Origin of the sequence: Propioniciclava flava, assembly GCF_004126535.1 — a bacterium.
GTDB classification, from domain to species: Bacteria; Actinomycetota; Actinomycetes; order Propionibacteriales; family Propionibacteriaceae; genus Propioniciclava; species Propioniciclava flava.
Window position 1 is genome coordinate 50598 of the sequence record NZ_PPCV01000003.1, and the last position, 12732, is coordinate 63329.

Annotated in this window: 9 protein-coding genes; 4 read left to right on the top strand and 5 right to left on the bottom strand. The window is 68.8% G+C overall.

Translation table 11 applies throughout. The annotated features are described in order from the left end of the window. Positions 1-76 precede the first annotated feature (76 nt). From C1706_RS04995 to C1706_RS05005, 3 genes are all read left to right on the top strand, one after another. Positions 77-3469, top strand: a complete 3393-nt coding sequence (locus C1706_RS04995; RefSeq protein ID WP_129458136.1) for a PPi-type phosphoenolpyruvate carboxykinase family protein — start codon at positions 77-79, stop codon at positions 3467-3469. Positions 3470-3725: 256 nt separating this feature from the next. Next, positions 3726-5456: a BamB-related PQQ repeat family beta-propellar protein gene (locus tag C1706_RS05000; RefSeq protein WP_129458137.1), complete on the top strand. Its 1731-nt coding sequence runs from the start codon at positions 3726-3728 to the stop codon at positions 5454-5456. 1 nt (position 5457) lies between these two features. Continuing rightward, on the top strand, positions 5458-6651 hold the full coding sequence (locus tag C1706_RS05005) for a hypothetical protein (protein WP_164987435.1): 1194 nt from the start codon (positions 5458-5460) through the stop codon (positions 6649-6651). A 49-nt stretch (positions 6652-6700) separates the two neighbouring features. On the opposite strand, the gene C1706_RS05010 is transcribed toward C1706_RS05005, so the two are convergent. The 4 genes from C1706_RS05010 to C1706_RS05025 form a co-directional block, all read right to left on the bottom strand. Then, a complete protein-coding gene (locus C1706_RS05010; protein WP_241653440.1) occupies positions 6701-7012 on the bottom strand; it encodes an AzlD domain-containing protein in 312 nt (103 codons plus the stop codon). 51 nt (positions 7013-7063) lie between these two features. Next, positions 7064-7753: an AzlC family ABC transporter permease gene (locus C1706_RS05015; RefSeq protein WP_241653441.1), complete on the bottom strand. Its 690-nt coding sequence runs from the start codon at positions 7751-7753 to the stop codon at positions 7064-7066. A gap of 72 nt (positions 7754-7825) precedes the next feature. Continuing rightward, a complete protein-coding gene (locus tag C1706_RS05020) occupies positions 7826-8149 on the bottom strand; it encodes a sulfurtransferase TusA family protein (RefSeq protein ID WP_129458139.1) in 324 nt (107 codons plus the stop codon). Positions 8150-8190: 41 nt separating this feature from the next. Further along, the gene (locus tag C1706_RS05025) at positions 8191-9261 is read right to left on the bottom strand and encodes a YeeE/YedE family protein (RefSeq protein WP_129458140.1); all 1071 of its coding nucleotides are present in this window, start codon (positions 9259-9261) and stop codon (positions 8191-8193) included. Positions 9262-9777: 516 nt separating this feature from the next. Here C1706_RS05025 and C1706_RS05030 point away from each other — a divergent pair. Next, a complete protein-coding gene (locus C1706_RS05030; RefSeq protein ID WP_129458141.1) occupies positions 9778-11487 on the top strand; it encodes a BamB-related PQQ repeat family beta-propellar protein in 1710 nt (569 codons plus the stop codon). 12 nt (positions 11488-11499) lie between these two features. Here C1706_RS05030 and C1706_RS05035 read toward each other — a convergent pair whose 3' ends face one another. Beyond that, positions 11500-12711, bottom strand: coding sequence for a glycosyltransferase (locus C1706_RS05035; RefSeq protein ID WP_129458142.1), 1212 nt, complete (start codon positions 12709-12711; stop codon positions 11500-11502). Positions 12712-12732 lie beyond the last annotated feature (21 nt).

The following is a 12732-nucleotide window of genomic DNA, read 5'->3' on the forward strand; positions in this document are numbered from 1 at the left end:
GTAACCACACCCGGCGTGGGGCGCCAACGTCGTGAAATGCGCGCCACTGACGGCCCCGAGGAGGGAAAATGGTCACATGGAAGCTCCCTCTACGGCCGCCATCAACCTTCGACTCGCTCTGCTCGGGCAGCCCCTCGTGGATGCCGACGACTTGGCTAACGACCGCACGATCGCGCCGCTGCTAGCGCGCCAACGTGAGATGTCGCGCCGCCTGTCGGAGCGCCTCAGCCCCGTCGATCAACGGATTCAGTCGTTCCTCGACGACTTCCTGGCGGGCACGTCGGCCTCCCCGCAGCTCCCCCGCCGCACTCTGGTGCTGGATCAGCCCGGCATGGCCCGCGAACTGTCCCTCCCGGTCCACGGGGACGCCTTCAGTTCCGAACTGCTCTCCAGCTACCGCCTGCTCAACGGCGTCCTGCACAACCCCGCGAACGACCGGCGCACCACCGCGGGTGTCTTCCACCTCGCCGAGGGTGGCCTCCCGATCCCCGACGAGAAGATCGCCGTCGACCGCGACGTAGCCGCCCGCATCTTCGCCGCCGCCTTCGAGGCGCCCGCCGACGCGCTGCGCCTGCCGTGGTCCTCCGACGCCGAACACCCCGCGGAGTGTTTTGTTTCGCTGTTGCTGCGCCCGACCGTCGTTCCCGACGTCGCTGGCGTCACCACGGAGAAGAGCCTGGAGGTCCGCTTCATCGTGCCGGGCGGCATGGTGGCCAACCTCGACTTCGTCGAGTCGATCTTCGGCAACGCGGGCGACCCGTACCTTCCCGAGAACGACTCCTCGCTGGACCCGGAGCACTGGACGGGTCACACCGGCCTGGTCGTCTTGGCCCCGCACCTGACCAAGCTCACCAAGAAGGCGCTGGGCATGCCCCACGTCAGCGAGGCCACCGAGCGGCAGAAGCGCGACGGGCAGTGCTGGACGACCGAGGACGAGCGCTACAACGGCGGCCAGGCGTTCAAGCTGTGCCTGCGCGACGCCCGGGGCGTCATCGCAACCGTCATCGCCGACAACTACTTCGGCTACTGCAAGAAGGAGGTCAAGACCCAGATCTCCTACGCGGCGAACCTGTACGGCAACGCCGAGGAGGAGCACGCCGGTGGTGCCGTCGTGTTCCCCGCCTACAACCTGGGAACCGATTGGGTCGATGACCGGACGCCGGAGGGCTACGACGTCGCCGACGTGGTGGCGCGCGACCCCGAGGCCTTCGACCTGCAGCCGCAGGGTCATGCCATCGTGCGCGCCTGGCCGCACATCACGATCGTCCCGCGTGGGGCGTCCTTCTCGATGCGTGAGCAGACCATCACCTGGGCGACCACCGAAGGCACCGCCAGCATCACGCTGCTGGCCGACCACACCTACATGCTGCCCAACGGGTACCGCGTCCACGCCAAGCACCGCGAGACCGACCGCCGCCAGTGGCACCTCATCGGCACCACGCCGACGCCGACGCACTGCCACAAGCCCGCGACGGTGTCCGGCGGCGGCAAGTCCGAGATCAGCAAGTCGATCCTGGACGCCTTCGTGTTCGGGACGGTCTACACCGCCGACTTCGAGGCGGACATGGATCAGGTCCAGTCCCTCATCGACGGCGACTACTCCCACCGCTTCGCCAAGGCGGAGCGCAACGGCGTCGACCACCGCGGCATCTTGTCCCCGGAGCGTTCGCTGGGGTCGGTCATCAAGCTGTTCACCCCGTCCAGCCGCTTCAGCGAAGGCCACAACGCCTACCTGGCGACGCTGCCCGAACACATCAAGGAACTGCTGTTCACCGTGAAGCGGTTCTACAAGCCGGAGTGGGGCACCCAGTGGCGTGAGCACTTCAGCGTCATGATGCTGAATGGCCGCGAAGGCAACGAGGTGCGCCTCGACGGCGCTGAGATCGTCGCCAACTATCTGCGCGTCGGGTTCGAGGCCGATGGCTCCTGGCGTCTGTTCAGCCTGCGCCCCGACTTCTCTGCCGCCGCGAAGGTCCAGTCGGAGGACGACATCACTGCGTCCACGGTCGTTCCCGGCGGGGATCTGCCCGAGGCGGACGTGCCGCGCGACCTGTCGCGCAAGGTCGTGGCCAACTGCGAACGCCTGCTGTTCCAGCGTCCTGACGACGCCATTCACCGCGGCTACGACAAGCAGACCGAGAAGGACATGGCCCGTCCGGGCACGTTCATCTCGAACTTCGAGCCGCTGACGCACGCCGACGCGCGCGCCATGGTCGAGGACGTGCAGGCCCAGTCGGAGTTCACCGAGCCGATGGCCGACCTCATCGAGCGCGCGGCGTCGCTGCCCGATGGCACCTCCCCGGAATACTTCGCCTGCTCGGCCGAGCCGCGGATCGTCAACGGCAAGCGGTCGAAGAACCCGCGCTACCTGCAGGTACGCCCCGACCTGTCGAACCCCGAAGCCACCGCGGCAGCCGACGTCGCCTTGCACCTGCTGCGTCGGGTGCCCCTGTCGGAGCAGTGCCTGGCACCCGTCGACATCGTGGCGGCCGGGCGACGCAACAACGCCGCCGAGCCGGGCGTCCCACCGCTGTGCACCTACAACCCGCTGCACTACATGGAACTGCCGGAACTGTTCATGGAGTTCATCAGTTCCATGACCGGGAAGTCCCCCTCGACGACGGGCGCCGGATCCGAGGGCGCCATGACGAAGGGGCCGTTCAACGCGCTGCCGGCGATCTACGACCTCAACGCCGCGTTCCTCAGCTTCGCGCTGACCGGCTACGACGGCTGGCTGTCCTCCGCGGGCACCATCGGGCCGACGATGCGGATCGACCACGACTTCTCGTTGCTGGTCCCCGAAATCTTCTCCCGCATGTCCCCGGCCGAGCGTGACGCCCGTTCCCTCATCGAGAACGGGTACCTGGAGCGGATGGTCGACTTCGAGCACAACGGTGAAACCGTGCTGGCCAGCCGGCTCGGCTACCGCATGAACGAGGCCTTCACGACGCAGTTCTTCGGCCGGATCTTCCTCCACCCCGACGTCGTGTTCACCGCGCCGATGCTCAAGCCGGAACTGCAAGACATGGACACGTTCGCCGAGTCGATGGCCGTCATCGTGAAGACTCACCAGCGCGTCGCCCAGGCCTACTTCGACGACGGCACCATCTCGGCGGCCATCCCGCCGCTGAAGGGCCTGCTGGAGATCATGGCCACCGGCTCGACTGCCGAGGGGCTCACCCTCGACGACGCCGCGTTCCGTGACCAGTTCACGCGCGAATCGGTCCTCGCTTCCGACTGGTATGCCGCCCGCCTCGACGCCAAGCGCGACGAGGATCTGGCCCACCAGGAGCGCAGCGCGCACGACCTGCGGCATTTCCTGGGCCAGGACGCCAACTGTGAGGCCGCCAAACGCCTCGGCCTGGCCGAGCGGCTCTCCGAACTGGATGCGTCCATCGAGGCGTTGGGCAGCCCGGAGTACCGCGCCTCGCTGGTCGGCACGATCGGACGCCAGCCCTTGACACACTGACGCACGGCGGGGCTCGCACGCGAGCCGTTCCCCCGCGTCCCGTGTTTCCCCTCGTCGCCCGCGGTGCTGGAGCCTCCCTCCGGCCCGCGGGCGTCGGCGTCCCCGACCCTGCGCCCGCGCTCCTTGGCCGGGCGGCGGGGCTCGCTGCCCGGATCAGACGTTCCCTGGCCGGGCCCTCCCCCTCCCCTTGACCGCCATGACGGCTGAGTAGGCTGGCCGTGGCGACCCCGGGATCTCCCGGGGAGAGGAATGTGGCATGGATCGGTTCGGGAAACGTTCGACGCGAGCACTCGCAGGCGTCATCGTCATCGGTGTGCTGGCCCTCACCGGATGCGGGTCCGACCCCATCACCACGGGCACGCGACCACACGCGGGAGAAGCCCCCGCAGGGGCCACCTTCGACCGGACACCGATCCCGCTCACCCAGATCCCCGGCTACACCCCACCGGGACGCACCGACGACGGACGCGCGACGCGTCCGCTGCTGGGCACCTCCGGGGAGATCTCCTGGCAGGTGTTCAACCAGGATTCCATCCCTCTCACCGACTACAGCGCCCCGCAGCCCGTCTCATGGGGTGACCCGTCGGATTACACCTCGATCCCCGGCGTCTTGGCGTGGCGCGGCAACAACGCCCGCACTGCCCCGACCTACGGCCAGGCAAACCTCACCGAGAAGAAGATGAGCATCGCCTGGACGCACGACATCGGCGCGGTGGCAGCCGAGGGCAGCTACTTCCCCGGTGCCGGGTGGACCGGCCAACCCCTGCTGGTGAACTGGCCCCAGGCCACGAAGGCCGCGATGGGCCTCAGCGCCGCCCAGACCGCCGACCCGTCCTTCACCGAGGTGATCTACCCGGTATTCGACGGCCACGTCTACCGACTTGATCTGGCGACCGGGCAGGAGACGAAGCCGCCCATGGAGGGCCAGTGGGGGTTCAAGGGCACCGGCTCGATCGATCCCCGCGGTTATCCGCTGCTGTACGCCGGTCAGGGTCTCAACCAGGACGGCGCCCGCAGCGGCCCCTTCGAGTACCGGATCTTTGACCTGATCCAGAACAAGCAGGTCGCCCACATCAGCGGCACCGACGAGGTTTCTGGACGCAAGGATCCGACCGGCTGGGGCGCGTTCGACTCCTCCGCGCTCGTGGACGCCCACACCGACACGCTCGTGGAGCCCGGCGAGAACGGGGTCATCTACCAGGCCAAGCTGAACGCGTCCTTCGACCCGGCTGCAAAGACGGTGAGCGTCGACCCGTCCATCACCAAGATGACCTACCGGCACCCGTATGCGTTCCAGTACGGCATCGAGAGTTCCACCTCCGCGTGGAAGAACCTGATGTACGCCGGGGACAACGACGGGAACCTCATCTGCTGGGACGCCACCACCTTGCAGATCGTGTGGGCCCGTCAACTCTCGTTCGGCAACGACTCCGACACCACGCCGACCCTCGGCGTCGAGAACGGCCGCCCGTACTTGTACACGGGCACATCCGTGGCGGAGTCCGGCGTCCAGAGGCAAGGGCAAGTCGCGCACCTGGTGAAGGTGGACGGCTTGACCGGCGATGTCGTCTGGGACCACACCGTCCCGACCATGTTCGACTTCCACGTCAAGGGCGGCGTGCTGGCCACGTCGTTGCTCGGCAAGGGCGAGGTCGGCGATCTCGTGTTCTACAACGTTGGCCGCACCACGGCTCCCTCCGAGGGCACGCTGCTGGCCTTGGATCGGGTCACCGGGGCGGTGGCCTGGTCGCGCAGCCTCAGCAAATACTCGTGGAGTTCACCGGTGCTCGTCTCGGGGACCGATGGCCACCAGTACGGCGTCTTCGGGGATTCCGACGGGGTGCTGCATCTGTTCAATCCGGTCGACGGGCGCGACTACTCGACGCTGTCGCTGGGCAAGAACATCGAGGCGTCGGTGGCGGTCTACAACAACATGCTGGTCGTCGCCTCGTACAACCAGAAGATCTACGGCATCAAGCTGAGCTGAGATGGATACCACGATGATCGGAACGCTCCTGGCTGGCGTCGTCGCGCTGCTCGTCAGCGCACTGTGCGCCGCGCTGCTCCCCCGCGCTGGGGCCTTCGGGCGGCGCATCGCCGGCGCCTGCCTCCCCCTGGGGCTCGCGTGCGGGCTCGCGACGCTGGCGGCGTCCGGGGCTGCCACCACCTTGTCGCTGATCCTGCCGGGGCTCACGGTGATCGCCGCGCTCATCGAGATCCTCGGATCGTTGCTGGGGGTGCACCGCTTCTGGCGGCTGCTGGGCAGCGGCATGGTTCTGGTGGGCGGCATGGTGGCCGAGTGGCGTCGCGGCGACATGTTCGCGACGCAAGCCCTCTTGGTGGGGGTCACCGCCGTCGCCGCCTTCGCCATCATCGTGTTCGCCACGCGGGCGGGGCAACGCTCCGGCGCCCCTCGGACGCCCTCCGCAGTGGCCCTGCTCGGCGCTTTCGTCATCCTCGTGATCGCGGCGGGGATCCCCAACCCCGGCCTGAGTTCGCTGACCGTGGTTGCTGCGGCGGCGATCCTTCCGGCCCTGGTGTGGCCCCCGTCCGACCCTGACGAGCACGTGCTGGCCCCCTCCCTCGCCGCGGTCGCCGTCGCGATCGGGATCTACGGGTGGATCACCAACGCGTCCCCGGCCATGGTCTTGGCCCCGCTGGCCGTCATCGCCCTGGATGTCATCTGGACTCTGGTCCGGCGCCTCGCTACACCCTCGGGGCGGGCCCGCCTGGGCGCCGCGGGTAGCCGGTGGCGTGGGGCGGACGCCTGGGGCGTGCCCGCCGACGACCTGGTCGTCCAGCGTGCCGCGGCGGCCACGTCCGGGGTGGAGGCCACCGCGTGGCTGCTGGGGGCCAGCGCTGTCGCGAGCATCGTCTCCCTGGCGGCCTGGCGGCTGACGCTGCCATGGGTCATGGCCGCGTTGGCGGTCGGTGTCGTGGCGGCTGGCTGGCTGGTGTTCCAACTCGCTTTGGCCGGGTTGTCGCGAGGCACCACGATGGCGTGGCTCTGCGGGCTGACCGCGCTGGGGTTGCTTATCGCGGCCCTCACCCATCTGGTGGATGGACGCCTCATCGCCGTCTCGGTTCCCCTCGGCGCGCTCGCCGCTGTCTGGCTGGCCTCGCTGGGTGTGTGGTCCCGGTTGCCGCGCACCCCACGCGTTGCGTCCTCGTCGGTGGCCTGAGGTGGCCGAGGGGTCTGCGGCCTGAACCGGACGGCCCCGCGGCTGCCGTCTACCAGCCCGCCAGCCGGGTAAGGGCCGCGGCGACCGCCCCCACCAGCACGACGACCACATACGGGGCCTTCAGCCACAGGGCGATCCCGGCGGCGAGCAGGGCTGCCAGGCGCGCGTCCACCACAAGCGTGGTTCCGGTCACCGCCGTGTTGACCACCACGAGCGAGGTCAGCAGGCCCACGGTCATGCCTGCGCTGACCGTGCTCACCCACGGCTGCTCCAGCACGGTCTCCGGCACCAGGTGACCCGACAGTTTGGTCAGGTAGGCGATCGCGCAAGCGCCCAGCACCCACAGCCACATCTCACTCATGGTCGCTCCCCACGGCCTGCAATGGGCGGACGCCGCGCGTCGATGCGGCGCTCATCGGGCGCTACGATGCTGGAGGACGGCGAGTGCCCCGGACACCCCTGCGGCGATGATGATCGGGATACCCGCCGGGACGACGGGGGCCGCGATCAGGGTCACAAAAGCGGAGGCGACGGCAATGGTCCGCGCATCACGCCCGACCAGGCGGGGCCACAACAGCCCCAGGAAGGCCGCCACTGCGGCGCCGTCGAGCCCCCAGGCGGTCGGCTCGCCGATCCGTTCTCCCAGCATCGCGCCGACCAACGTGAACAGGTTCCACAACAGCCACACCCCCACCCCGGCCGTCCAGAACCCGCGACGTTGCTCCTGGGCGTCGGGCTGGGCGAGGGCTGTGGCGGTGGATTCGTCGATGGTGAGGTGGGCCATCAGCGGGCGAGTTGTCCGCGACGGCCGCAGCAGCGCGGTGATCTGGACCCCGTAGACGGCGTTGCGGACGCCGAGCAGGCTGGCCGCCAGGGTCGCCGCGCCCAGCGTCCCGCCGCCGGACATAACCCCGATGAACGCGAACTGTGAGCCGCCGGTGAACATGAGCGCGCTCAGCGCGCAGGCCTGCCAGACGCTGAGACCGGCAGCAACCCCCAGCGCACCGAACGAGATGCCGTACAGCCCGACGGCGACCGCGATCGAGACGCCCATTTTGACCGCAGGCGTCCACCAGGAGCGGTACGCGCGCGGTAAGGACACCTGGGGATGCCAGGGGTTACGACGACGAAGGGGCGCGCCGGTCCGGGAGGTGACCGGCGCGCCCGGGGTGGGTCAGGCCTTCTTGACGGTGATCGTCCAGGAGGCGTCCCCCGTCGCGTTGAACTCGGTCACCTCATGCCCAGCGGAGGCCGCCCAGTTGGGGATCGAGTCCGTGGCCTGGGTGCAGTCGAAGTCGATGACCAGTTCGTCGCCCGAGTCGATCTGGGCGATGGCCTGCTTGGCCTCCACGAGCGGGAACGGGCACACCTGCCCGAGGGTATCGAGCCGGTAGCGGCGCGGCTCGGCGGTGGCGACGGCGGTCGGAGCCGAGGCGGCGAGGTGCGGCAGGTCAGGACGGTCGACGAGCGGCTTGATGAAACGGTCAAACAGGGACATGAGAGAACTCCTTCGCGGATGGTGTCGCGGGTGGTGAGGGATCAGCGGGCGCCGACGAGGTCGTCGTCGCGGGTGAGCAGCACCGGCTGGGCGCCAGCGCGGCGGTGCGTGGTGATGAAGAACCGGGCCCCGACACCGACGCCGAGGAGGGTGAACACGAAGGCCACCCACCCCTGGTAGCTGAACAGGGCCGTCTGGACGAGCGAGTTGCCGATGGTGCAGCCGCCCGCCAGTGCCGCGCCGACACCCATCGCCGTGCCGCCGATGACGGCGCGGACCGCGGTGCGGGCGTCCGGGGCCCGAAGCCGGAACTCCCCTGCCAGCTTCGCGGCGATGTAGGAGCCGGGGATCAGGCCGAGCACGAAGAACACACCCCAGTCGAGGCTGGCCGGATCCCCGGTCGTCAAGAACTGGACGATGTTCGCGGAGGGTGTCGTGATGCCGAGCCCGGAGTTGCGCCCGGTGGCGTTCGACAGCGGGTAGGCCGCGGCGGCGAGGACGCCAACGACCACGGCGGTGGCGTTGGGGCTCCATGGGCGGTCGAACAGGAGCTTGGCCAGCCCGGTGCGGTGCGAGGTGGGGGCGAGGACAGCGACGTGACGGTTGCGCTGGCGGACCAGCGCCCAGGCGACGACGCCCACCAGGAGCGCGACGAGGAACCACACGCTGATGCCGAGCGAGCCCTGCACCGTGGTGAGGTCGGACTTTTGCGACAAGACCGCATCGTTGAACGGTTTGAGTGCCCCGTACTTCATGACGCTGGCGAACAGCGCGTAGAAGATGAGGGCGATCCAGGAGCCGATCAGCCCTTCGCCGGAGCGGTAGTAGGTGCCGGTGGCGCAGCCGCCCGCGAGCACGATGCCGATCCCGAACAGGAACGATCCACCGATGACGCCCAGCCAGGCGATGTGCGGCACGCTGGCCTTGATCAGCCCGGCGGCGAGCAGCGATTGGACGAGGACCGCCTGGACGGCGATCGCGAGCCCAAAAGCGGTCAGCCAGCGGGTCGAGCGGCTGAGCCACACGTCGCGGAAGGCTCCGGTCACACAGAACCGGCCCCGCTGGAACACGAAGCCCAGCACGACGCCGAGCACCAATCCGGTTGCCACCATGATTCATCTCCTCAAAGGGTGTGGGTAGTAAAGAATGCGCACGCAGGGGTCGCTCATTGCTGTGCGGGCGCGCAAAAGAAAGGGAATAACAATGGGGTGTGGATCAGGCGCAGTGGGGTGTCGCCAGGATCCTCTGCAGGGGTGAAGGGGTAAGCCAGGGCGCCGTCATGCGGCTCAAAGCCGCAGAGAAGACCTCGTCAGGCCTGACAACACGGACACGCAGCCATGCACACGCCGGAGGTGGCGTGGGGCTGAACGGCGTCCATGGTGTGGAGCATGAGGGGATTCCTTTGCTTCAGGCCCGGCATTTGGCCGGTTCGTCACTAACGATAAACGCATCGCGGCGATTTTGCCAAGAGTCTCACCGGGCAAGATTCTCTGCACCGCAAACCCCTGCGTTGCTGACACCGGGGCACCCGGCCAGCCTGCGCGACACCGCAGCCCGTTCCGCGGGCGGGGCGGGAGTAGCCGCGCCGGTAGGCTGGGCGCCAGTGTGACCCGATCGAGGAGACGAACATGGTGAAGGCCCGGCGCGTGGTCGCCACGGGGATCGCGTTCGCGACGGCGCTGAGCCTGGCGGCATGCTCGACCGAAACCGTCCAGGTCGGGCAGCGCCCCAACAAGCCGACGTCCACCGCGGCACCGACGCCGTCCACCGGCCAACCGTCGGCGATCCGGCTCTCCAGCTTGCCGGGGTGGACCGACCCCACCAAGGACGGCGCCACCTACACGCGTCCGATCACCGATTCTGATGGCACGTTCTCCTGGTCGGTGGTGGATGCCAACGGCATCCCGATCTCGTACACCTCCCGCGAGCAGGTCGTCTTTGGCACGCCCGATCGGTACAACCAGATCCCTGGCGTGCTCACCTTCCGCGGCAACAATCACCGCACGGGCGGCACCTACGGCACGCCCACCGTCACCCAGGAGAAGCTCAGCGTCGCCTGGACCAAGCGGATCGGCGAGATCCGCGGCGAGGGCTCCTACTGGCCTGGCGCCGGGTGGACGGGGCAGCCGCTGCTGGTGCAGTGGCCGCGCGAGACGAAGGTCGCGATGGGTCTGGCGGACAAGTTCGTCAACGACGACAGCTTCGTCGAGGTCATCTACCCCGTCTTCGAGGGCAAGATCTATCGGCTGGATTTGGCGACCGGGGAGGAGACCAAACCCCCGATCGAGGTCGGCTGGGGGTTCAAGGGCACGGCGTCCATCGACCCGCGCGGCTTCCCGATGCTGTACGCCGGGCAGGGCCTCAACGACACCAACGGCACCTACGGGCCGTGGCGCTACCGCGCGTTCGACCTGATCCAGAACAAGGAGGTGTGGCACATCTCCGGGCTTGACCCGGCCGCGCCGCGCCACGAGTGGGGAGCCTTCGACTCCTCGGCGCTCATCGACGCCGAGACCGACACACTCATCGAGCCCGCCGAAAACGGCCTCATCTACAAGGTGAAGCTCAACAGCGTCTATGATCCGGCCGCGAAGAAGGTCTCGATCAACCCGCAAGTGACCCGCCTGCGCTACACCGCGCCGGGCAACGTGCGCTACGGCGTCGAGAACTCGGCGGTCGCCTACCGCAACCTGATGTTCGCCGCCGACAACTCCGGCAAGCTGTTCGGCTGGGACGCCACCTCCTTGCAGATGCTGTGGATGCGCGACGTTTCCGACGACACCGATGCCTCGTTGGTGCTGTCGGAGGAGGGCGATGGCGTGTTCCTCTACACGGGCAACGAGGTCGACAACCGCATCGCTGACGGCGGCAAGGACGCGATCACCAACATTCGCAAGATCGATGCGCTGACCGGTAAGCAGGTGTGGCAATACGACATTCCCGCCTATTACACCGGTATCAACGGCGGCGTCTTGTCGACCCCAGCCCTCGGCACGGGCCCCTCCGCCGACATGGTGTTCTTCAACATCTCCCGGACGACCGCCCCGCGCGAAGGCGACATGGTGGCCCTGGACAAGAAGACCGGCGGGGTGATCTGGCGTCGTCATTTGGGCAACTACTCGTGGAGTTCCCCCACGATCGTCACCACGTCGTCGGGTAAGCAGTACGGCATCCTGAGCGACTCCGATGGCGTCATGCACCTGTTCGACCCGCAGACCGGTCAGGACATTCACACGATCAGCCTGGGTAAGAACGTCGAGGCGACCCCGTCGATGTTCGGCGACACCTTGGTGGTGGCCTCCTACGATCGCAACATTTACGCGATCAAGCTGAGCTGACGCCCGGACGGATCACCGCGCTGGGTGGCAGCGGATCGCTGCCGCGTAGGCGTCCAGCAGGCCCGCAAGGTGCCGCCCCTGGGCGGCGGCACCACGCCCGTCCACGAGCACCTGGCTCATCGCCGTGACTCGCGCGGGGGCGTCCCGTAGCCCGGCGAGCGTCGCGGCGAGCCCGGCAGCATCGGGGGATGCGGTGAGCAGGCCGCCACCCTCGGGAACCACCTCGGCCAGGTCCGGATCCAGGTGGACGACCGGCAGACCGGACGCGACGGCCTCCAGCATCACCATGGGCTGGTTGTCGAAGTCGTACGAACTGGACACGAACATATCGTGGGCGCGCATCCCGGCCAGCACGTCAGCCTGCGGGACGCTGCCCCGCAGCACGATCCGCCCGTTCGCGCGCGCCGCGCGCCTGCGGACGCGGCGTAGCGCCATGCCGTCGCCGTACAGGGTCGCCCTCACCCCGGGCGTCGCCGCGACGGCGTCCACGAACACCTCGGGGCGTTTCTCCGGGGACATCCGGCCGCACCACATCACGCGCAGGTCACCGTGCGGAACGCGGGGTGCGGGCGTCCCCACGGCGTCCAGCACGGACGCCTCCAGCCCGTTCGACAGCACGCTGACCGGCGTGGTGACGCCTTGGTCGAGGAGCTTCGCGGCGAAGTGGCGCGACGGCACGATGACGCGGTCGGCGGCATTGGCTTGGCTGACCATGAGGCGCCACATCCGCCGGGCCAACCGGGTGCGGGTGTAGGGAGTCCCGCCGCGGACCGGCGGCCCGTGCGGGAGCCGCTTCGCGTGCAGGGCGGCGAGCAGCAGGGTGGTCAGCGCGGGCGCGGGGAGCACGTTTCGGGTGTAGACGTCGATGCGGCCGTGCATGGTCTGGACGACGGGCAGGCCTAGCGTCCGTGCCGCCCCGAAGCCGCCCAGGGCTGCGAACATTTCGCTGTGGACGTGCACCACCTCGACGCGGCGGGCCGCGAACTCGGTGCGCAGCGCGTCCTCCACGGCGCCGGGCGGCCAGGCGAACGGAAAGCCGTCGGGCCGAAACACCCCAGACACGGGCAGCGCCACCACCCCGGGATCGGCGGACGGCTCGGCGAGCGGGGCAAACACGGTCACTTCGTGCCCAGCTTCGGTGAGGGCTTCGCGGTGAGCCTTCACGACCGTTTGTACCCCGCCGAGGGTGGGCAGGTAGTAGTCACTCACCAATGCGATCCGCACGCCGGACACTGTACGGGGAGG